Below are 20,044 nucleotides of genomic sequence, written 5' to 3'. Positions count from 1 at the left end.
GCTGCTTTACTTGGGGGAAAAGGTTTCTTGCGATCGAGGAGGTCCTCCCATGGCCATGACAATGACCGGCGAAGTCCAGCTTGCGGCGCCGCGCCAGGCTGTGTGGGACAAGCTCAACGACCCCGACGTGCTGAAGGCCTGCATCCCCGGCTGCGAAGAGCTGGAGAAGACCGACGAGGGCGGCTTTCGCGCCACCGCCAAGATGAAGGTCGGCCCGGTCTCCGCCCGCTTCAAGGGCAAGGTGACGTTGAGCGATCTCGACCCGCCGAACGGCTACAAGATTTCGGGCGAAGGCGAGGGCGGGGTCGCCGGCTTCGCCAAGGGCGGCGCCACCGTCGGCCTTGCCGACAAGGATGGCGGCACGCTTCTGAGCTACAACGTAGAGGCGCAGATCGGCGGCAAGCTCGCCCAGCTCGGCCAGCGCCTGATCAACGGTGCCGCCAAGAAGCTGGCCGATGAATTCTTTGCAAATTTTGCCAAGGCGGTGCAGGGTTAGCCCCGCTCGCGGGCCGGATCATTCAGGCCCGGCCATGCTCTGGATGGGTGGCTCCAAAGGTTGCCCATCGCGGGGCGCGCCCATATTATGCCGTCTGGAATGATTTTAAACCGCCTGCTTCGCCGATATGCGGTGGCGCAGATAAGAGAGTGCTGATGGCCAAGATTTCAATGATCGTGAACGGCAACCCCGTCAACGCGAATGTCGACCCCCGTACCCTTCTGGTCCAGTTTCTGCGCGAAAACCTGCGGCTGACAGGTACCCATGTCGGCTGCGACACCTCGCAGTGCGGCGCCTGCGTCGTGCATCTGGACGGCAAGGCGGTGAAGTCCTGCACGACGCTCGCGGTGATGGCTGACGGTCATGAGGTCAAGACCATCGAGGGGCTGGCCGCCGACGGCGCGCCGCTGCATCCGATGCAGGAGGCCTTCCGCGAGCATCATGGCCTGCAGTGCGGCTTCTGCACGCCGGGCATGATCATGACCGCCGTCGACCTGGTCCATCGCAAGGGCCACGAGCTTTCCGACGAGGTGATCCGCGAGGAGCTGGAAGGCAATCTGTGCCGCTGCACCGGCTACCAGAACATCGTGGCTTCGATCGCCGCCGGCGCCAAGGCGATGGCCAAATCGGACTTGGCTTAAACAAGTCGGACCTCGCTTAATCAGCAATTCGTCGCGATCGCGATCAGGACATTCCAATGTACGAATTCAAATATCATCGTCCCGGCACCGTGCGGCAGGCCGCCAACCTCCTGGTGAAGAACGAGGACGCCAAGCTGATCGCCGGCGGTCACACGCTGGTGCCGGTCATGAAGCAGCGGCTCGCGAGTCCGCCGCATCTGGTCGACCTCTCCCATATCGAAGGTCTCGACACGATCGAGATGAAGGGCCGCTCGCTGGTGATCGGCGCCACCGCCAAGCACGCTGACGTCGCGAACTCCGCGGTTGTCGGCGAGGCGATCCCGGCGCTGGCCGAACTGGCCGGCCTGATCGGCGATCCCGCGGTGCGCCACCGCGGTACCATCGGCGGCTCGCTCGCCAACAACGACCCGACCGCAGACTATCCGGCGGCGGTGCTGGCGCTGGGCGCGACCATCGTCACCAACAAGCGCCGCCTGAAGGCCGAGGAGTATTTCCTGGGCCTGTTCTCGACCGCGCTGGAGGCCGACGAGATCATCACCAAGGTGATGTTCCCGCTGCCGAAGAAGGCGGCCTACATCAAGTTCCGCAATCAGGCCTCGCGCTATGCGTTGGTCGGTGTGTTCGTGGCCAAGCGTCCGTCCGACGTGCGCGTCGCGGTCACCGGCGCGGGCTCGGACGGCGTGTTCCGCGCCACCGCGTTCGAGGAGGCCTTGAAGAAGCGCTTCTCGCACAAGGTGCTCGACGGCATCGCGGTTCCGGCCGAAGGGCTGAACAGCGACCTGCACGGCAGTGCGGAATACCGCGCCCACCTGATCGGCGTTTTGACGCGCCGGGCGGTGGAAGCCGCCAACGCCAAGGACTAGCTAAGGACTAGATCCAAGGGACTAGATCCAAACCGGATCCCAAGGACTAGATCTGACGCGTGATTTTGCTAACCCCTGTTCGAAGACTGGCAGTTCCATGAGTGCATCGGCGTTACCCACTTCCGTCGATGCGCTCGAGGAGCTGTTGACGTCGCGCGGCTATCTCGCCGAACGGTCGCTGGCGACCGTGACTTATCTGGCGCTGCGCATGGGCCGGCCGCTGTTCCTCGAAGGCGAGGCCGGCGTCGGCAAGACCGAGATCGCCAAGGTGCTGTCGGCGGCACTCGGGCGCAAGCTGATCCGCCTGCAATGCTATGAAGGCCTGGACGTCGCCTCCGCCGTCTATGAGTGGAGCAGCGCGGCGCAGATGATCGCGATCCGGCTGGCGGAAGCCTCCGGCGACACCGATCGCGACCAGCTTGCGAGCGACATTTTCGCCGAGCGCTTCCTGATCAAGCGGCCGCTGTTGCAGGCGCTCGAGCCCGATGTCGCGGGCCCCCCGGTGCTGCTGATCGACGAGCTCGACCGCGCCGACGAGGCGTTCGAGGCGTATCTGTTGGAAATCCTCAGCGACTTCCAGGTCACCATTCCCGAGCTCGGCACCGTGAAGGCGCCGGCGCCGCCGATCGTGATCATCACCTCGAACCGCACCCGCGAGATTCACGACGCGCTGAAGCGGCGCTGCCTCTATCACTGGGTGGATTATCCTTCGGCCGAGCGCGAGCTCGCGATCGTCAAGTCGCGGGTGCCGAACATCTCCGCAAAGCTGTCGCAGCAGGTCGTGCGCTTCGTGCAGGCGCTGCGCAGCCAGGATTTCTACAAGTCGCCTGGCGTCGCCGAGACCATCGACTGGGCCACCGCGCTGTCCGAGCTCGACGCCCGCTCGCTGACGCCGCAGGTGGTCGGTGACACGCTGGGCGCGCTGCTCAAGTACCAGGACGACATCGCGCGCATGCAGGGCGATGCGTTGCAGAAGACATTGAAGGAAGCGACGAGCGAGACGTAAGTCGCGCGCCGCAATAGCATTCGTCATTCCGGGGCGATGCGAAGCATCGAACCCGGAATCTCGAGGTTCCGGGTTCGCCCGCTCCGCGTGCGCCCCCGAACGACGGGAAATGGATTCCAATGGCGATCAACCATCTCAATCCCCCGACCGGCCACATGGCCGACAACGTGATCGGCTTTGCCCGCGCATTGCGGGCGGCGGGGCTTCCGGTCGGGCCAGGCTCGGTGATCGATGCGCTCGACGCGTTGCAACTGATCGAGGTCGGCAACCGCTCCGATTTCTACGCCACGCTCGAGGCGATCTTCGTCAAGCGCCACGAGCATGCGCTGATCTTCCGGCAGGCCTTCATGCTGTTCTTCCGCGCCGCTGAGGAGTGGAAGAGCATGCTGGATTCGGTGCCGCTGCCCGACCACGCCAAGAAGAAGCCGCCGCCGGCTTCGCGCCGGGTCCAGGAGGCGATGGCGCAGCCGGCGAAGAGCGAGGAGCGGCCGCAGGCCCAGGAGCAGGAGCTGAAGCTCTCGGTCTCCGACAAGGAGATCCTGCAGAAGAAGGATTTTGCGCAGATGACCGCGGCGGAGATTGCCGAGGTGACGCGCGAGATCGCCAAGATGCGGCTGCCGCAGGCCGAGCTCGTCACCCGCCGCTACCAGCCGGACGCGCGCGGACTGCGGCTCGACATGCGCCGCACCGTGCGCAACTCGCTGCGATCAGGCGGCGAGATCATCGACATCCGAAAGCTCGGCCGGATCGAGAAGCCGGCGCCGATCGTGGCGCTGCTCGATATCTCCGGCTCGATGAGCGAGTACACCCGCTTGTTCCTGCACTTCCTGCATGCCATCACCGACGCCCGCAAGCGGGTCTCGGTGTTCCTGTTCGGCACCCGCCTGACCAATGTGACGCGCGCATTGCGGGCGCGTGATCCGGACGAGGCGCTGGCGAGCTGCTCGTCCTCGGTCGAGGACTGGGCCGGCGGGACCCGGATCGCGACCTCGCTGCACACCTTCAACCAGCTCTGGGCCCGCCGGGTGCTCGGGCAGGGCGCCATCGTCCTCCTTATATCCGATGGACTAGAACGGGAGGCGGATGCCAAACTGGCCTTCGAGATGGACCGTTTGCACCGCTCCTGCCGCCGTCTGATCTGGCTGAACCCGCTGCTGCGCTATTCCGGCTTCGAGGCCAAGGCGCAGGGCATCAAAATGATGTTGCCCCACGTTGACGAATTTCGCCCGGTGCATAACTTGACGTCCATCAAGGGCTTGATCGGGGCGCTGTCATCCCCGCCGCCGGCGCACCACCGCAGCCTGATCCGTTCTGTTGCTTGAGGAGGGCATGATCCGAAAAAGTGGGTACCGGTTTTTCGAATAGATCATGCCCCAAAAGGAGGTTCTCATGCTCAACCGCGACGAAGACATCCTGCAGGCCGCCGAGACCTGGCAGAAGCAGGGCCACGGCGTGGCGCTCGCCACCGTGGTCGAGACCTGGGGCTCGGCGCCGCGCCCGGCCGGCTCCAGCCTCGTCATCAATGACGACGGCACCTTCCTCGGCTCGGTCTCCGGCGGCTGCGTCGAGGGCGCCGTCGTCACCGAGGCGCTCGACGTGATCGCGAGCGGCCAGCCGAAGATGCTCGAATTCGGCGTCGCCGACGAGACCGCCTGGAATGTCGGCCTGTCCTGCGGCGGCACCATCCGCGTGTTCGTCGAGAAGGTCGGTTAGCCGTGAAGCTCGAGATCCTGAAAGAACTGAACGCCGAGCGCGCCGCGCGCCGCCCGGTGATCATCGTCACCGACACCGCCAATGGCGATCAGCGCCTGGTCAAGGCCGCGGGCATCGCGGCCGATCCGCTGCGCGCCGAGCTTGCCAAGCAACTGCGGATGGGCAAGAGCGGCAATGTCGAGGTTGCAGGCAAGAAGCTGTTCCTCAACGTCTACGCGCCGACCGCAAAGCTCGTGATCATCGGCGCGGTGCATATCAGCCAGGCGCTGGCGCCGCTGGCACGCTCGCTCGACTATGACGTGACGGTGGTCGATCCGCGCACCGCGTTTGCAAGCCCGGAGCGTTTCCCCGACGTGCCTTTGGTCGCCGAATGGCCCGACATCGCGCTGCCGCCGCTCAATGTCGATCACTACACCGCGTTCGTCGCGGTGACGCATGATCCGAAGATCGACGATCCGGCGCTGCTGCACGCCTTCGACCGCGAGTGCTTCTATATCGGCGCGCTGGGATCGCGGAAGACCCACGCCAAGCGCGCCGAGCGCTTGCGCGCACAGGGCGCGAAGGACAGCGACATCGCGCGCATCCACGCGCCGATCGGGCTCGACATCGGCGCGGTGTCACCGTCGGAGATCGCGGTCGCGATCATGGCGGAGATCACCGCGCAACTGCGTCTGCCTCCCAAAGAAAAAGAAGAAGCGGCATGAAGTTCGGTCCCGCCAGTCCGGCCGACGCGATTGGCGGCGTCACCGTGCACACACTCCGCCAGGGCGCGCTGGTGCTCAAGAAGGGCACCACGATCGGCCCTGAGGAAGTCGAGGCGCTGACCAAGGCCGGCGTCAAGGACGTCGTCGTGGTGCGGCTGGAAGAGGGCGACGTCTCCGAGGATGTCGCGGCCGCCAGCATCGCGCAGGCGGTGGCAGGCGAGGGCGTCAATGTCGAGCGCGCCTTCACCGGCCGCGCCAACCTGTTCGCGGCGCGCCCCGGCGTGCTGGTGGTCGATCGCGCCGCGGTCGACCGCATCAACGGCGTCGACGAGGCCATCACCTTCGCAACGCTCGCGGCCTACAAGCCGGTGGTCGAAGGCGAGATGATCGCGACTGTCAAGCTGATCCCGTTCGGCGTCGAGGGACGCTTGCGCGATGCCGCGGTCGCGGTCGCGGGCAAGGACACGCTGCGGATCGCGCCCTACGTGATCAAGAAGGTCGGCGTGGTCTCGACCCTGCTGCCGGGCCTTGCGCCGAAGGTGATCGACAAGACGCTGCGTGTCACCGCCGAGCGGCTGGCGCCGGCCGGCGCCACCATCATCGCCGAGCGCCGCGTACCGCATGACGAGACGGTGCTCGCCGCCTCGATCAAGGAATTGCTCTCACTTGGCGCCGAGCTCGTCATCGTGTTCGGCGCGTCCGCAATCGCCGACCGCCGCGACGTCATTCCCGCCGCGATCACCGAGATCGGCGGCGTCGTCGAGCATTTCGGCATGCCGGTCGATCCCGGCAATCTGCTGTTGATCGGCAGCGCCGGCGGCGTGCCGGTGCTGGGTGCGCCGGGCTGCGCGCGCTCACCGGTCGAGAATGGCTTCGACTGGGTGCTGATGCGGCTGCTCGCCGGCATCAAGGTGACGCGGTCGGACCTCACCGGCATGGGCGTCGGCGGTCTTCTCATGGAGATCGTGACGCGGCCGCAGCCGCGCACCGTGCCGGACACCGAGGGCAATCGCAACGTCGCGGCGATCGTGCTTGCCGCCGGCCGCTCGACCCGGATGGGCGGTCCGAACAAGCTGCTCGCCGAGCTCGACGGCAAGAAGCTCGCGCGCATCGTCGCCGAGCAGGCGCTGGCCTCGAAGGCTTCGGAGGTGATCGTCGTCACCGGGCATCAGGGCGATCTGGTCGAGCAGGCGCTTGACGGGCTCAAGGTCAAGTTCGTGCGCAATCCGGATTTCGCCGGCGGCATTGCGAGCTCCGTGAAGGCTGGCATCTCGGCGGTCTCTGACTCTGCCGACGGCGCGATCGTCTGCCTCGGCGACATGCCGCTGATCGATGCGCATTTGATCGACCGCCTGATCGAGACCTTCGCGCCCGACCGCGGCCATCTGATCGCGGTCCCCGTCAGCGAGGGCCGCCGCGGCAATCCGGTGCTGTGGTCGCGGCGCTTCTTCAAGGAATTGATGACGCTTGACGGCGACATCGGCGCCCGCCACCTGATCGCCAAGCATGCCGAGGTGGTCGCCGAGGTCCCGGTCGAAGGCAACAGCGCCTTCCTCGACATCGACACGCCGCAGGCGCTGGAAGCAGCAAGGCGGAGCTGAGCAAACTCGCCGTCGTCCCGGCGAAAGCCGGGACCCATAACCACCGAACTTTGTCGTTCGTGGCATAGCGGCCACAGCCTCGTGCCATCATCACCGTCAGTGGTTATGGGTCCCTGCTTTCGCAGGGACGACGAACCGATAGGCTTCGCCCTCAACCCGTCATTCACCATCTGGAAACGACCCCCGCGTACAGTCCGCGCCGGACTTTGGGGGATTTCCACTTGATCATTTCGACCGCCGCCGCGCAGCGCCGCGCGCTGACGATACTTGTCCTGACGTTGCTGCTCGGGGCTACGCGTTTCTCCGTGGAAAACTTCATCCCCAAGGCTCGCGCGGCCGGCGCGTTCGCGGTCGGCAAGTGCGGTGCCTATGGCCAGGCCTACGACTATCCGGCGGAGAGCGCGGCGCGCGCCGCGGCGCTGAAGCAGTGCAAGGGCGATTGCACCACCGTCACCATGAAGCGCGCCTGTGCCGCGCTCTCGATCGACATGAAGAATCCCTGCGGCGCGCATGGTTATGCGGTGGCGTCAAAGATCTCAGGCTCGCTCAATGCCGCGACCAAGAAATGCTACGAGTTTGGCGGCAAGGAATGCGTGATCCGCGCCTGGGCCTGCGACGCCAAGGGGTAGGGCGGGAATTCAGAACGTCGAAATGCCCGCTTAGCGCGATCCCGCCGATTGGACGGAAGCTGGAAGCAAGGGCCGAGCGAAACTGAGTTCGTGGCCGTCGGGGTCAAGCAGGTGGAAGAAGCGTTCACCCCATTCGGCATCGCGGGGAACCGTGGACGGCTGGTACCCCGCTGCGAGCGCGTGTTCGTAGAGTGCGTCAACATCAGTGACGTAGAAGATCAACCGACCCCACCAGGTCCAGCATCGTTCCGTAGGTTGGAGTACGAGGTTGAGGTAGCTCGTCCCTGCCCGGAAGCTGGTGAATGACGCCTCCTCGCCACCGTGCAGCGGCTCAAACCCCAGCGCGCGGTAGAACCGGACGGCTTGTGGCATGTCATGGGTGCCCAGTGTGACCGCGCTGATTTCCTCGATCATGGCCAATGCCTCCTAATCCATTTCCTTGCACCCGTTGTGATCGAAGCGCACAGATTAGCGTCCGTCTCATCTGCGCGAACGGTGAGCAAGTCAATGCTGAGCGGCCCGGTCTTGCCATTGCCGCCGACGGGGCGCGGTAGATGCGCTCGAACCAAAAGCGCTGACGCTCTAAACTCGTCCCGGTCGAACATCCGATACCGCCTCCAGACGACCAACCGGTCGAGTGGCACAAGCGAAAAGGAGCAGAGCATGAAGGGCGATAAGGACGTTATCGAATACCTCAACAAAGCACTGCGCCATGAGCTCACTGCGGTCAACCAGTACTGGCTGCATTACCGCCTGCTCGACAATTGGGGCTACAAGGATCTGGCCCGGACATGGCGCAAGGAATCGATTGAAGAGATGCACCATGCTGACAACCTCATCGAACGCATCATCTTCCTCGATGGATCTCCCAATATGCAGACACTCGAATCCCTTCATATCGGGAAGACGGTGAAGGCCGTCCTCGATAATGACTTGCAGGCCGAATTGTCGGCGCGCTCCCTTTACGCTGAAGCCGCGACCCATTGCCATTCGGTCAAGGATTATGTGACGCGGGACCTGTTTGAGCAACTCATGCACGATGAGGAAGAGCACATCGATTTTCTGGAAACCCAGATCGACCTCGTCGCGAGGATCGGCCTTGAGCTATATGCCCAGGGGCATATCGGAGAGCTCGACAAGGACTGAAGTGATAACGACTGCTTTGGCCCAGGCATGCCGGACATGCGGTGGCGTCTCCGATGCTCGCTTGCAGGGAAGCGACCATCGCCACGCCATAGGCGTCCTGCATTTGTGAGCAAGATCTCGAGCTCGCTCAATGCCGGTGCCCGCAAATGCTACGAATATGGCGGCAAGGAATGCCTTATCCGCGCCCGGGCCTGCGATGGGCTAAACCAGCACCCGACATCTGTCTAAGTCGGACCTCGCCAAATCATATTGGCGCGATGGTCCGATCCATCGTACAATGACGACGGTTGGCGGGCCATGTTAGGGCCATGGTGCAGGAGCGGCTAGTCCGGGTCGAGCGCAGGTTGTCGGCGATCTTGGCCGCCGACGTGGCCGGCTATTCTCGGCTCATGCACAGCGACGAGGAGGCCACGCACGCCAAGCTGACGGCGCTCCTCGCAGATGGTGTCGAGCCCGCGATTGCGGAGCACGGCGGCCGCATCGTAAAGAGCACCGGCGACGGATTCCTGGCGGAGTTCCCCAGCGCGGTCGAAGCGGTCCGGGCTGCCATGCAGTTCCAGTCCCGGATCAACGAGCTCGCGACCGACGATGCGGAAGACAGGCGGATTCTCTTCCGTGTGGGGCTCAACATCGGCGACGTCATTGTCGAAGCCCACGACATCTTTGGAGACGGCGTCAACATCGCGGCGCGTCTCGAGAGCATCGCCGAACCAGGCGGAATATGCATCTCCCAGACGGTCTTCAATCACGCGCGCGACAAGGTGACGTTCGACGTCGAGGAAGCGGGCGAGCAAACTCTGAAGAATATCGCCCGACCCGTCCACGTGTACCGCATCGTCATCGGTTCCGGCCGGCGGATGGCGTCGCCCATACGCGAGGCTCCGGCGCTTGCCTTGCCGGACAAACCATCTGTCGCGGTGTTGCCACTCACCAACATGAGCGGCGATCCCGAGCAGGAGTTTGTCTCGGACGGAATTGCCGAAGATGTGATCACGGCTCTGTCGCGATATCCCTCGCTGTTCGTCATCGCGAGGAACTCATCGTTCACTTACAAGGGGCGAGCGGTTGATGTGAGATGCGTCGGGCGCGAGCTCGGCGTCCGCTATGTGCTTGAAGGCAGCGTGCGTAAGGTCGGCCAGCGGATCCGCGTCACCGCGCAGCTCATAGAGGCGGCGACCAGCAATCATGTCTGGGCCGAGCGCTACGACCGCGATCTCGCGGACGTTTTCGCCGTGCAGGATGAACTGACCGAGGCGCTGACGACCGCGATGGCCCCGGCCATTGCGGACGCCGAGCTTCGCCGCGCCATGCGCAAGCCGCCGGGAAGCCTTGATGCCTGGGCCGCCTATCAGCGCGGCCTGTGGCATCTGAGCAAGGCAACCGCCGAGGACGATGAAACGGCGGAGAAATTCTTCAGACAGGCCATCAGTCTCGATCCGACCTTCGGCGGCAGCTACAGCGCGTTAGCCCTGTATCAGCTGCAAGCGGCCGCGCTTTACCAGAAGATGGAGCTGCGGGTCGCGCAACGCTCGGCGGAGGCCCTGGCGCGCAGCGCGGTTGCGCTCGACGGCGCCGATGCAGAAGCCCGTTCCTGCCTCGGCTGGGCATTGCAGGCACGCGGCGAAGCTGGTGATGCGTTGGCGGAGATCGAGCGAGCGCTCTCGATGAGCCCAAATCTGGCGATCGCGCACGGCCATCGAGGCGCGACGTTGATCTTTGCCGGACGCCCGAGGGAAGGGGTCACGGCTCTCAACACCTGTATCAGGCTAGATCCACGCGATCCCTATCTGGCGGTCCGGCTGCTGCACATTGCGTGCGGCCTCTATTTCTGCGGCGAATACGAAGGTTCGATCGAGGCTGCGAAACGTCTGATCCGAACATATCCCGATTTTCCCATGATCTACCGCTGGTCCGCGGCGTCGCTGGGCCAGCTTGGCCGCGCCGGGGAAGCGAGGGAAGAACTGGAGAAGGCCATCTCGCGTGCACCGGGGGCATTCGATATGTATGTCCGCAACAGGGCTCCCTGGTTTCGGCAAGAAGACCACGCCCACCTCGTCGATGGTCTGCGCAAGGCTGGGTGGATGGGCTGAGGCCGCGCTAAGCTCGCTTGCCGCCATCAAACACGGAGAGTTCAGACCGCGCCGTAGAAGTGACGATATTGCCAGGCGGCGTCGCGCCGCAATTGGTCCTCAGACCACGACTGGTCCTTGAACCGTGCGACCGACATTGCCGATAGATCGACGGGCGGCTGGCCATCCACGATCCAGGCCGCGAGCGCCTCGCCGACGGCCGGCGAGATCGACAGACCGGCGACATTGCAGCCGCTGGCAAAATAGAAGCCGGTCGCGCCGCTGGCCGGGCCAAGAATATGATGGCCGTCGGCGGTCATCGTCGGAATGCCCCCGCGAAATTCCCGCACCTTGGCGGTTTGCAGGAACGGGAGCTGATCCTTCACCGCATCGGCGGCTGCATGAAGCACGCCGATGTCGAGCGGCATGTCCTTGACATCGAAGCCGGCGCCAAGCGATTGCATATCGAAGAAGCGCGGCGTTTCCTCGTAGACACCCCAAAGGAAACCACCCTGACACGGCCGCGTATACACCGCGGCATCCATGATGCGGATCATCGGCAAGTCGGCACGCGCGCCATCCAAAGGCTCGGTGACGATCAATTGCTGCCGCGTCGGCACCAGCGGCACGCGAATCCCGCTTGCCTCCGCGACCTGCCGCGTCCACGCACCGGCCGCATCGACAACGACAGGACTTTCAATGACACCGTTCGCCGTGGTCACGCCGATCACCGTGCCGCCGACGATGTTCACGGCACGTACGTCGGTCTTCGGCAGCAGGATTGCGCCCTGAGCCGCCGCGGCCCTGGCGAAACCGACGGCGACCTGCGCCGGGTCGAAATACCGGTCGTCGCCGATCCGCATCGCCGCGACGACGCCCGTCGGCTGCAAAAACGGATTGAGACGGCTCGCCTCGTCCGGAGAGATCAGTTCGACATCGAGGCCCGTACGGCGCCCGCGCTCGAGATCGGTCTCGATCACTTCGGCATCCTGCGGCCGACGCGCGATCTTCAAGCTGCCCGAGTGAACCCAGTCGAGCGGCTGGCCGGTTTCTTCCGTGAACGTTTCGATCTTGCGGCACGCGTCCTTGATGAGGCCAATCATCAAGTCGCCCTTGCGCGCGCAACTCACCATGCCTGCCGCGCGGGGCGAGGTTTGCGATCCGATCTCATGCTTGTCGACAAGGGCGACGCGGAGACCTCCACGCTTGCTCAGATAATAGGCTGTGGCCGCGCCCAATCCGCCCGAACCAATGACAACTACGTCGGCCTTGCTGATCATGACGCAACGCTCGAAATATGTTGATCGTAATCGAATTCTCGAAACCTACTACGCGGTGCAGGAGCTGACCATTGTTATCCTGCCGGCTCGCGCCTCGACCCGTGGCGCCAAGGCCCAGCGCAGGGGTTAGCTTGTAGCCCGGATGAGCCGGCGGTCTGCCCGGAGGCCTTGCAGGAAACGAACGCCAGCGTCTGACGGGCAGGCGAGGGATGCACGGTCAGAGCTGGTGTTGGCCGTCGGCCTGCGGCTAGACTTGCCCCATGCAGTTCGACACCAAGATCGCGGTCGTGATCCGCACCGACCTGGAAGTCTGGCAGAAGCTCAACGTGGCGTCGTTTCTCGCTGGTGGTATCGCAGCTTCCTTTCCCGAATGCATCGGCGAGAATTACGAGGACGGCTCAGGGACGAAGTATCTCTCTTTGATCGGCCAGCCGATCCTGATCTACGGCGCCGAACGCGCGCAGCTGTCACGCGCGCTGGAGCGTGCGCTGGCGCGTGACGTGAAACCTGCGCTCTACACCGAGGACATGTTCAAGACCACGCATGATGCCGCCAACCGCGACGTGGTGAGGGCGGTCGCGCGCACCGAGCTGAACCTGGTCGGCCTTGCCTTTCGCGCCGAGCGCAAGGTGGTCGACAAGATTCTCGATGGGCTGAAGTTTCACACGTAACGGATGTGCACGTGAGGTGAGCACGACGGTCGGGCTCCCTCCTCCCTTGCGGGGGAGGGTGGGGAGAGGGGTGTGCCGCGGGCGAAATGACTCATGTGGTGAGAGCCTTTCAACCTCGCTCTCTTATCGCCGGTGACAGATACGGAGAGTGCGCGTCGCGCGGTACCCCTCTCCCTAACCCTCCCCCGCAAGGGGGGAGGGAACCCTCCCGCCGGTGCGTCCATCACTACCGGCTCACGTCCTTGTCCGGCATGATTTGCAGCAACGGCGTGGGCGCGATCGATATCTGGCCCGTGAACGGCCGATCATGCGCTGCGATCAGCAGAGCCGATGTCGCGACGCCGGTCGCGAACAGTCCCATGGCGATGGCAGATCCCAGCCGATTGTCGCAGTGAATAAGGGCGATTGCCAGCAACTCGCAGACAGCCTGAATGTAGAGGCACCACCACTTGATTGAGTTGACCTCAGACTGGCTGAGGATCAGCCGTTGCCGTCGCGCATCGAGCGCCGTATCCAGCGCCGTGATGATCTCGCGCTGCGCCGTCTGCTGACCCGGGCTTTGCACAGGCATCGAAATGACCAACCGCAGCGCCTCGGTGACGGCGGCAGGTGCCGCCTTGAGCGAAGCCTTCTGGCGCGCCATCATTGGCCATTCCACGGCGACCGCTTCCTCGACGTGGTCATGAACGAGGCTGCGCAAGCGCGCCTCCTGTTCCGGCGGCAGGCCGCCGGCGAGAAGGATCACCGCTCGCAGCGCACTGGCTTCGCGGCTTACCGCCGTTGCGGCATGATCGCTGTCACTCCAGACCTGAGCCGCGGTGAAGGCAACGAACAGTCCGAAAATGACGCCGAGCACCGGCAACAAGCCGGCAGAGATCGATTTGAATGACGCCGCCCGCGCCTTGGTCGACAGCGCCGCAACGGCCATGAAAACCAGCATCGCGAGAAAATAAGTGAAGCCGAAGACGACCAAGGCCATCCACGGCACTGAAAGGTTGTGCAGCCAGTCGCTCATTGGCGTCTCCCAAGCCGATCGCCTGAACCAACTTTTGCCGCAGCGCATGATTGCGCTGCCTCCCTGTGGGAGAGCACGAAGTAAGCCTTAACCCGTCGCGCAGGGAAAGCCGGGTTGTTTCCGGTTACACCTGTGGTCCTACCTTCCGCGTCTTTATTGCGCGGGAGGCATGGGTGCGATCGGCGCCCGGCTTTCCCTGCGCCCTTTGATCGAGAGAGGGCGAAGCGAGACCAAACCTCGGGCGGAACACGCGGAGAGATCGGGGCCGGACGCCCACCCAAGAACAGGAACGTTTCGCGCCGCAGCTGGTTACTCCTGATCACATTGACAATGACTGACCAGTCAGTCATAATGCAGGCCATGACAAAGCGCACCGAAAAGACGATCCGCACCAAGCCCGCCAAACGCCCGGCCGCGATCCGGGCTGCTGCGGCGAGGATCCCGAAGGTGGCTTCGGCGAAGCTGGCCGAGGCAAGGCCGCCGGCGAACCGCGCTGAGAAATCGGCGGAGCGGCGCGCTGCCATCGTCGAGGCGGCGATGGACGAGTTCATCGCTCGCGGCTTTGCCGCAACGCGGCTCGACGATGTCGCCAAACGCGCGGGCGTCGCCAAGGGCACGCTGTATCTGTACTTCAAGGACAAGGAATCGATGTTCGAGGAGCTGATCCGCACCGCGCTGGTGCCGCTGATCAGCCGCATGACGGCGCAACCCCCCATCACCGGTCCGGTGCGGGACGCGGTGGAGAAATTTGCCGAGACCTTCATCCGCGAGATCGTGTCCACCCGCCGTGGCGACATCATCCGCCTGATTGTCTCCGAGGGGCCGCGCTTCCCGGCGATCGCCGATTTCTATTTTCGCGAGGTGGTGTCGAAGGGCCTGACCGGCATGAAGGCGCTGGTCCAGCTCGCAATCACGCGCGGCGAGATCAAGCACCGCGAGCTTGGCGAATTCCCGCAGCTGGTCGTGGCGCCCGCGATCGTCGCGGTGATCTGGCAGAGCCTGTTCGCCCGCCACGCGCCGCTCGACGGGCTCGCGATGTTCAAGATTCATCTCGATCTGATCTTTGGCGAACGGAGGAAGACATGACCGCGTCGCGCATGATGAAGCTGATCGCGGCCGTCGCGCTGGCGGCGGCGCTGGCCGGGTGCCAGGAGAAGCGCGACCCCGGCTTCCAGGGCTGGGTCGAGGCCGACATGATCTTCGTCAGCCCCGACGAATCCGGCCGCGTCACCAAGCTCAATGTGCGCGAGGGCGACGAGGTCAAGCCCGGCGATCTGCTTTATACAGTCGACGACGATCTGCAGCGCGCCGATCTCAACCAGAACATCGCGACGCTGGCCAACGCCCAGCAGAGCTACGACCGCGCGGCCTCGCTGCGCGGCACCGGCGCCGGCACCCAGGCTAATCTCGATTCCGCCGTCTCGGCGCTGCGGGTCGCGGAAGCGCGCGTCAACACCTCGCAGACGCGGCTCGACCGCCGCAAGGGCTTTGCGCCGATCGCGGGCTCGATCCAGCAGATCTATTTCCGCGAGGGCGAGATGGTGCAGGCGCAGCGGCCGGTGCTGTCGATCATGCCGCCCGGCAACATGAAGCTGCGCTTCTTCGTGCCGGAGAACGAGCTGCCGAAGCTTGCGCTCGGCGACGAGGTGAAGGTGACCTGCGACAATTGCGCCGCCGACCTCACCGCGAAGATCTACTTCATCGCCACCACCGCGGAGTACACGCCGCCCGTCATCTACAGCCTCGATGAGCGCAACAAGCTGGTCTACCTGATCCAGGCGCGGCCGAGCCGGCCTGATGTGCTGCGAGTCGGCCAGCCGATCAGCGTCTACCTCAACCCCAAGACGCCGGTGGCGGAGCGCAGATGAACGGCGGCCCGACCAACGTGCAGTGCAACGCATCTTCCATTGCGATCGATGTGAAGGGCCTGACCAAATCGTTCAGCGGACGTGAGGTGGTCCATGACCTGTCGATGCAGGTCAAGCGCGGCTCGATCTATGGCTTCCTCGGCCCCAACGGCAGCGGCAAGACCACGACCATCCGCATCCTGTGCGGCCTGCTGACCCCGGACAGCGGCGAGGGCACCTGCCTCGGCTACGACATCCGGCGCGACGCCGACAAGATCAAGCGCAAGGTCGGCTACATGACGCAGCGCTTCAGCCTCTACCAGGATCTGTCGGTGCGCGAGAATCTCGAATTTGTCGCGCGGCTCTACGGCATGCCGGATGCGCGCGGCGCGGCGGCCGACATGATCGCGCGGATCGGGCTGAAGGGCCGCGAGGAGCAGCTCGCCGCCAACCTCTCCGGAGGCTGGAAGCAGCGGCTCGCGCTCGGCGCCTGCACGCTGCCCAATCCGCAATTGCTGCTGCTGGACGAGCCGACCGCCGGCGTCGATCCCAAGGCGCGGCGCGATTTCTGGAACGAGATCCATGCGCTCGCCGCCGAAGGCCTCACCGTGCTGGTCTCGACCCACTACATGGACGAGGCCGAGCGCTGTCACGAGATCGCCTATATCGCCTACGGCCATCTGCTGGCGCACGGCACGGTGGACGAGGTAATCGCAGCCTCCGCGCTGTCGACCTGGACGGTGACGGGCGAGGATTTCAACGGCCTGATGGCCGAGCTTACGGATAAGCCCGGCGTCGACATGGTGGCGCCGTTCGGCACCAGCCTGCACGTCTCCGGCCGCGACAAGGCTAAGCTCGAGGCTGCGATTGCGCCCTATCGCGACAATCAGAAGTGGCGCTGGCAGCCGAGCGAGCCGTCGCTCGAGGACGTTTTCATCGATCTGATGGGGCGCACCAAGGACAATTTCCAAGGATAGTCGTCAAGGATAAGTGCCATGAGTGCGACGGATACGATCCGGAATGGCGAAGGGAGGGAGCCGGCATTCGGCTTCTGGCGGCGCAGCTATGCGATGCTGGTCAAGGAGTTCATCCAGCTTCGCCGCGACCGCGTCTCGTTTGCCATGATCATCATGCTGCCGGTGTTGCAGCTCACGCTGTTCGGCTACGCCATCAACACCACGCCGCGCAATCTGCCGACCGCGGTGCTGACCCAGGAGGACACCGATCTCGGCCGTTCGATCCTGAAGGCGATGGAGAACACCTCCTATTTCCATTTCAGCCGCGAGGTCCATACCGTCGCGGAGTTCGACGAGCTGCTCCAATCCGGCAAGGTGCTGTTCGGCGTCGAGATCCCGCGCGGCTTCGAGCGGGCGGTGCGGCGCGGCGACAGGCCGGCGCTGCTGGTCGCGGCCGACGCGACCGATCCGGTGGCGTCGGGCACCGCGCTTGCGACGCTCGGGCCGCTGGTGCAGACCGCGCTGGCGCATGACCTGCATATCGGCGATCCCCCGGACATGCCGTTCGAGATCCGCGCCCATGCCCGCTACAATCCGGCGGCGGAATCGCGCCTCAACATCGTGCCCGGCCTGGTCGGCACCATCCTCACCATGACCATGCTGATCTTCACCGCGCTGTCGGTGACGCGCGAGATCGAGCGCGGCACCATGGAGAGCCTGCTGTCGATGCCGATCAAGCCGATCGAGGTGATGTTCGGCAAGATCATCCCCTATGTGCTGGTCGGCTTCATCCAGGCCGCGCTGATCATCGGCATCGGCGTGTTCGTGTTTGGTGTGCCGGTGCTCGGCAGCTTCGCGCTGCTGGCGCTGCTCACCACGCTGTTCATCACCACCAATCTGTCGATCGGCTACACGTTCTCGACCATCGTGCAGAACCAGCTGCAGGCGATGCAGCTCTCGATGATGTTCTTCCTGCCGAGCATCCTGCTGTCCGGCTTCATGTTTCCGTTCGCGGGCATGCCGGTCTGGGCGCAATATATCGGCGAGGGGCTGCCGCTGACCCATTTCGTGCGCATCGTCCGCGCCATCATGCTGAAGGGCGCGGCGATGGCGAACCTGCAGTACGACACCATCGCGCTGGTCGCCCTGATGCTGTTCGCCATGACCGTCGCCGTGACGCGCTTCCGCCGCACGCTCGATTGAGGCTAGTATAAGCAAGGAGTCATTCTGGCGTGGTGGACCGGGGCGATGACGATGGCTGGCTGGCGGGGCGGCGAAAAGACAACGCAGGACACGACGGTCTCCGCCGACTTCCACCACGCCCTGATGCAGGAGGTGATGGCCACCGAGCTGCTTCGCGTCAAGGTGCTGATCGGCATCGCCCTGGCATTCTCGCTGCTCACCTCGGCGATCTACTTCACTGCTCCCGACGCGCTGGTCCGGGTGTGGCACGGCAATTTCAAGCCGTCCTATCTCTATTCCGTCATTGCGCCGTTCATCCTGTTCGAATTGTGGGTGCATGGCGCAATCAGCTGGTACAGGAGGCAGGGACGCGACCTGCCGATCATCAGGCGCTATGTCGGCGCGCTGATCGAGACGTCGATGCCAACAGTCGCGCTCGCCCTGCATATCGACAGTATGGGCCCGGTTGCGGCACTCGGCTGGGTCGCGCCGCTGGTCTATTTCATTTTCATCATCGCCTCGACCCTACGGCTGGACTTCTGGCTGTCGACCTTCACCGGCTTCGTGGCGGCCTCGGAACTGTTCTGGATGGCGATGTATTATCGCCCCGAGGGGACGCTCGATCCCGAGCCGGATTTTTTCTACCACTGCGCGCGCAGCGCCGTGATCCTGATCGCCGGCGTGCTTGCGGGGACCGTCGGCATGCAGCTGCGGCGTCAGTTCGCGGCCAGCATCGCGGCCGCCACCGCGCGCGACCGCATCACCAACCTGTTCGGCCAGCACGTCTCGCCGCAGGTGGTCGAACGCCTGATGACCGAGGGGGCGGCCACCGGGAGCGACATCCGCCGCGTCGCGGTGATGTTCGTCGATTTCCGCAGCTTCACCGCGGGGGCGAGCACGCGCTCGCCGCAGGAGGTGGTGGACCGGCTCGACGGCGCGTTCGCCGTGCTGGTCGATATCCTCGATCGTCACGGCGGCATCGTGAACAAGTTCCTGGGCGACGGCTTCCTCGCGCTGTTCGGTGCGCCGTTCGAGGCCGGCGACGCCGCGCACCAGGCGGTCGCCGCCGCACGCGAGATGCTGGCCGCCAATGAGCGCACCAACGCAACGTCGAGCTGGCCGCTGCGCATCGGCATCGGCATTCATGTCGGCGAGGTCGTTGCCGGCAATATCGGCTCGCCGCGGCGCAAGGAGTACACCGTGATCGGCGACACCGTGAACTTCGCCGCCCGGCTCGAGGCGCTCAACAAGGAGCTCGGCTCGCAGTTTCTGATCTCCTCCGCGGTGCGCGACGCGCTCGGCGACGAATGCAGGGATGCCGTCTCGCGCGGCGAGATCCCGGTGCGAGGTTACGAGCACCCGGTGCCGGTCTGGCAATTGGGGTAGGCGGCAGCTTTATGAGGCTTAAGGTATCGAGGTAGTGATTGACGCGCTGTCATATACTCATATAGATGACTAGATGAATTCAGCCCTCGACGACCGCCTGCCGCGCTATCAGCGTCTCCGCGACGATCTCGCGGCGCGCATCAATCGCAATGAATGGCGTCCGGGAGACCCGATCCCGTCGGAGGCCGAGCTCGGCGCGCATTACGGCGTTGCGATCGGCACCGTGCGCAAGGCGATCGATCAGCTCGTCAGCGACGGCGTGCTGGAGCGTCAGCAGGGCCGCGGCACGTTCGTGCGCCGCGCCCGATTCAATTCGTCGTTGTTCCGCTTCTTCCGCTTCCAGTCCGAGACCGGCGAGCGCCGCGTGCCGCAAAGCCGCATCGTGCGGCGCAGAGCGATGCCGGCGACGACGGCAGTTGCTTCGGCGCTGCGCATCGGCGTCGGCGAGCCCGTCATCAGCCTGTCGCGCCTGCGGCTGATCGACGACGTGCCGCTGCTCGCCGAGGAGATCTGGCTCGAGCGGTCGCGCTTCGAGGCGATCCTTGCGCTCGACACGGCTGAATTCGGCGACCTGCTGTATCCGCTCTACGAGGATCGCTGCGGCCAGGTCGTGGTCTCCGCCGATGAAATCCTCACCGTCGAGATCGCGACCGAGATGCAATCGCGCCTGCTTCGGCTCGAAGCCAACGCGCCGCTGATCGTGATCGAGCGCCTGGCCTTCGATCTGGAGCGGCGGCCGCTCGAATGGCGCCGCTCGCGCGGGCCGGCGGATCGCTTCCGCTACCACGCCGAGATCAGATGAGCGCCGCAAGCAAATAAAACAACACAAGACATTTCAG

The 20,044-nt window shown here is 64.7% G+C and carries 21 protein-coding genes; 18 read left to right on the top strand and 3 right to left on the bottom strand.

What is annotated here, in order from left to right; all coding sequences use genetic code 11:
• Positions 1–49 precede the first annotated feature (49 nt).
• The 9 genes from QMZ05_RS15410 (at position 50) to QMZ05_RS15370 (ending at position 7,653) form a co-directional block, all read left to right on the top strand.
• The gene (locus QMZ05_RS15410) at positions 50–496 is read left to right on the top strand and encodes a carbon monoxide dehydrogenase subunit G (protein ID WP_106327163.1); all 447 of its coding nucleotides are present in this window, start codon (positions 50–52) and stop codon (positions 494–496) included.
• Positions 497–651: 155 nt separating this feature from the next.
• Positions 652–1,137, top strand: coding sequence for a (2Fe-2S)-binding protein (locus QMZ05_RS15405; RefSeq protein ID WP_016840414.1), 486 nt, complete (start codon positions 652–654; stop codon positions 1,135–1,137).
• A gap of 56 nt (positions 1,138–1,193) precedes the next feature.
• Complete coding sequence (locus QMZ05_RS15400; protein ID WP_353701519.1) at positions 1,194–2,000, top strand: xanthine dehydrogenase family protein subunit M; 807 nt, start codon at positions 1,194–1,196, stop codon at positions 1,998–2,000.
• A 97-nt stretch (positions 2,001–2,097) separates the two neighbouring features.
• Entirely contained in the window at positions 2,098–3,006 is a 909-nt protein-coding gene (locus tag QMZ05_RS15395) for a MoxR family ATPase (protein WP_074128121.1), read from the top strand.
• Positions 3,007–3,125: 119 nt separating this feature from the next.
• Positions 3,126–4,328, top strand: coding sequence for a VWA domain-containing protein (locus QMZ05_RS15390; RefSeq protein WP_353701518.1), 1,203 nt, complete (start codon positions 3,126–3,128; stop codon positions 4,326–4,328).
• Between the two features lie 67 nt (positions 4,329–4,395).
• Positions 4,396–4,719, top strand: coding sequence for an XdhC family protein (locus QMZ05_RS15385; protein ID WP_021077800.1), 324 nt, complete (start codon positions 4,396–4,398; stop codon positions 4,717–4,719).
• Between the two features lie 2 nt (positions 4,720–4,721).
• Positions 4,722–5,423 carry an XdhC family protein gene (locus tag QMZ05_RS15380; protein WP_353701517.1) on the top strand — a complete coding sequence of 234 codons (702 nt, stop codon included), beginning with the start codon at positions 4,722–4,724 and terminating at the stop codon, positions 5,421–5,423.
• Complete coding sequence (locus tag QMZ05_RS15375; RefSeq protein WP_353701516.1) at positions 5,420–7,024, top strand: molybdopterin-binding/glycosyltransferase family 2 protein; 1,605 nt, start codon at positions 5,420–5,422, stop codon at positions 7,022–7,024. Before QMZ05_RS15380 ends, QMZ05_RS15375 begins: the two co-directional genes overlap by 4 nt.
• A 272-nt stretch (positions 7,025–7,296) precedes the next feature.
• On the top strand, positions 7,297–7,653 hold the full coding sequence (locus QMZ05_RS15370) for a DUF4189 domain-containing protein (protein WP_353701533.1): 357 nt from the start codon (positions 7,297–7,299) through the stop codon (positions 7,651–7,653).
• Between the two features lie 30 nt (positions 7,654–7,683).
• Here the strand turns inward: QMZ05_RS15370 and QMZ05_RS15365 are convergent, their stop codons facing one another.
• A complete protein-coding gene (locus QMZ05_RS15365; RefSeq protein ID WP_353701515.1) occupies positions 7,684–8,067 on the bottom strand; it encodes a VOC family protein in 384 nt (127 codons plus the stop codon).
• Positions 8,068–8,316: 249 nt separating this feature from the next.
• Between QMZ05_RS15365 and bfr the strand changes: the two genes are divergently transcribed.
• A complete protein-coding gene (gene bfr / locus QMZ05_RS15360) occupies positions 8,317–8,799 on the top strand; it encodes a bacterioferritin (protein WP_353701514.1) in 483 nt (160 codons plus the stop codon).
• A 344-nt stretch (positions 8,800–9,143) separates the two neighbouring features.
• Positions 9,144–10,889: an adenylate/guanylate cyclase domain-containing protein gene (locus QMZ05_RS15355; RefSeq protein ID WP_353701513.1), complete on the top strand. Its 1,746-nt coding sequence runs from the start codon at positions 9,144–9,146 to the stop codon at positions 10,887–10,889.
• A 41-nt stretch (positions 10,890–10,930) separates the two neighbouring features.
• Here the strand turns inward: QMZ05_RS15355 and QMZ05_RS15350 are convergent, their stop codons facing one another.
• Positions 10,931–12,184 (bottom strand): FAD-binding oxidoreductase, encoded by a 1,254-nt coding sequence (locus tag QMZ05_RS15350; RefSeq protein WP_353701532.1) that lies wholly within the window; start codon positions 12,182–12,184, stop codon positions 10,931–10,933.
• Between the two features lie 224 nt (positions 12,185–12,408).
• On the opposite strand from QMZ05_RS15350, the gene QMZ05_RS15345 reads away from it, so the two are divergent.
• Positions 12,409–12,819, top strand: coding sequence for a DUF2000 family protein (locus QMZ05_RS15345; protein ID WP_353701512.1), 411 nt, complete (start codon positions 12,409–12,411; stop codon positions 12,817–12,819).
• A gap of 226 nt (positions 12,820–13,045) precedes the next feature.
• On the opposite strand, the gene QMZ05_RS15340 is transcribed toward QMZ05_RS15345, so the two are convergent.
• Positions 13,046–13,834 carry a hypothetical protein gene (locus QMZ05_RS15340; protein WP_353701511.1) on the bottom strand — a complete coding sequence of 263 codons (789 nt, stop codon included), beginning with the start codon at positions 13,832–13,834 and terminating at the stop codon, positions 13,046–13,048.
• A 360-nt stretch (positions 13,835–14,194) separates the two neighbouring features.
• Between QMZ05_RS15340 and QMZ05_RS15335 the strand changes: the two genes are divergently transcribed.
• From QMZ05_RS15335 to QMZ05_RS15310, 6 genes are all read left to right on the top strand, one after another.
• Complete coding sequence (locus tag QMZ05_RS15335; RefSeq protein ID WP_353701510.1) at positions 14,195–14,920, top strand: TetR/AcrR family transcriptional regulator; 726 nt, start codon at positions 14,195–14,197, stop codon at positions 14,918–14,920.
• On the top strand, positions 14,917–15,702 hold the full coding sequence (locus QMZ05_RS15330; protein ID WP_353701509.1) for an efflux RND transporter periplasmic adaptor subunit: 786 nt from the start codon (positions 14,917–14,919) through the stop codon (positions 15,700–15,702). The genes QMZ05_RS15335 and QMZ05_RS15330 overlap by 4 nt, the downstream gene beginning before the upstream one ends.
• Positions 15,699–16,658, top strand: coding sequence for an ABC transporter ATP-binding protein (locus tag QMZ05_RS15325; RefSeq protein ID WP_353701508.1), 960 nt, complete (start codon positions 15,699–15,701; stop codon positions 16,656–16,658). Before QMZ05_RS15330 ends, QMZ05_RS15325 begins: the two co-directional genes overlap by 4 nt.
• An 18-nt stretch (positions 16,659–16,676) precedes the next feature.
• A complete protein-coding gene (locus QMZ05_RS15320; protein WP_353701507.1) occupies positions 16,677–17,840 on the top strand; it encodes an ABC transporter permease in 1,164 nt (387 codons plus the stop codon).
• Between the two features lie 51 nt (positions 17,841–17,891).
• Complete coding sequence (locus QMZ05_RS15315) at positions 17,892–19,205, top strand: adenylate/guanylate cyclase domain-containing protein (RefSeq protein ID WP_353701506.1); 1,314 nt, start codon at positions 17,892–17,894, stop codon at positions 19,203–19,205.
• Positions 19,206–19,278: 73 nt separating this feature from the next.
• Positions 19,279–20,007 (top strand): GntR family transcriptional regulator, encoded by a 729-nt coding sequence (locus tag QMZ05_RS15310; protein WP_353701505.1) that lies wholly within the window; start codon positions 19,279–19,281, stop codon positions 20,005–20,007.
• The last annotated feature ends 37 nt before the right edge of the window (positions 20,008–20,044 follow it).

It is taken from the genome of Bradyrhizobium sp. INPA03-11B (assembly GCF_040446015.1).
Taxonomy (GTDB): Bacteria; Pseudomonadota; Alphaproteobacteria; order Rhizobiales; family Xanthobacteraceae; genus Bradyrhizobium; species Bradyrhizobium macuxiense_A.
This window is presented reverse-complemented; position numbering and strand designations above follow the sequence as displayed.

What these genes read in the sequence shown, in the direction of transcription:
- QMZ05_RS15410 (WP_106327163.1), top strand. Translation starts at nt 50, where the DNA reads ATGGCCATGACAATGACCGGCGAAGTCCAGCTTGCGGCGCCGCGCCAG.
- QMZ05_RS15405 (WP_016840414.1), top strand. Translation starts at nt 652, where the DNA reads ATGGCCAAGATTTCAATGATCGTGAACGGCAACCCCGTCAACGCGAAT.
- QMZ05_RS15400 (WP_353701519.1), top strand. Translation starts at nt 1,194, where the DNA reads ATGTACGAATTCAAATATCATCGTCCCGGCACCGTGCGGCAGGCCGCC.
- QMZ05_RS15395 (WP_074128121.1), top strand. Translation starts at nt 2,098, where the DNA reads ATGAGTGCATCGGCGTTACCCACTTCCGTCGATGCGCTCGAGGAGCTG.
- QMZ05_RS15390 (WP_353701518.1), top strand. Translation starts at nt 3,126, where the DNA reads ATGGCGATCAACCATCTCAATCCCCCGACCGGCCACATGGCCGACAAC.
- QMZ05_RS15385 (WP_021077800.1), top strand. Translation starts at nt 4,396, where the DNA reads ATGCTCAACCGCGACGAAGACATCCTGCAGGCCGCCGAGACCTGGCAG.
- QMZ05_RS15375 (WP_353701516.1), top strand. Translation starts at nt 5,420, where the DNA reads ATGAAGTTCGGTCCCGCCAGTCCGGCCGACGCGATTGGCGGCGTCACC.
- QMZ05_RS15365 (WP_353701515.1), bottom strand. Translation starts at nt 8,067, where the DNA reads ATGATCGAGGAAATCAGCGCGGTCACACTGGGCACCCATGACATGCCA.
- bfr (WP_353701514.1), top strand. Translation starts at nt 8,317, where the DNA reads ATGAAGGGCGATAAGGACGTTATCGAATACCTCAACAAAGCACTGCGC.
- QMZ05_RS15345 (WP_353701512.1), top strand. Translation starts at nt 12,409, where the DNA reads ATGCAGTTCGACACCAAGATCGCGGTCGTGATCCGCACCGACCTGGAA.
- QMZ05_RS15340 (WP_353701511.1), bottom strand. Translation starts at nt 13,834, where the DNA reads ATGAGCGACTGGCTGCACAACCTTTCAGTGCCGTGGATGGCCTTGGTC.
- QMZ05_RS15335 (WP_353701510.1), top strand. Translation starts at nt 14,195, where the DNA reads ATGACAAAGCGCACCGAAAAGACGATCCGCACCAAGCCCGCCAAACGC.
- QMZ05_RS15330 (WP_353701509.1), top strand. Translation starts at nt 14,917, where the DNA reads ATGACCGCGTCGCGCATGATGAAGCTGATCGCGGCCGTCGCGCTGGCG.
- QMZ05_RS15325 (WP_353701508.1), top strand. Translation starts at nt 15,699, where the DNA reads ATGAACGGCGGCCCGACCAACGTGCAGTGCAACGCATCTTCCATTGCG.
- QMZ05_RS15320 (WP_353701507.1), top strand. Translation starts at nt 16,677, where the DNA reads ATGAGTGCGACGGATACGATCCGGAATGGCGAAGGGAGGGAGCCGGCA.
- QMZ05_RS15315 (WP_353701506.1), top strand. Translation starts at nt 17,892, where the DNA reads ATGGCTGGCTGGCGGGGCGGCGAAAAGACAACGCAGGACACGACGGTC.
- QMZ05_RS15310 (WP_353701505.1), top strand. Translation starts at nt 19,279, where the DNA reads ATGAATTCAGCCCTCGACGACCGCCTGCCGCGCTATCAGCGTCTCCGC.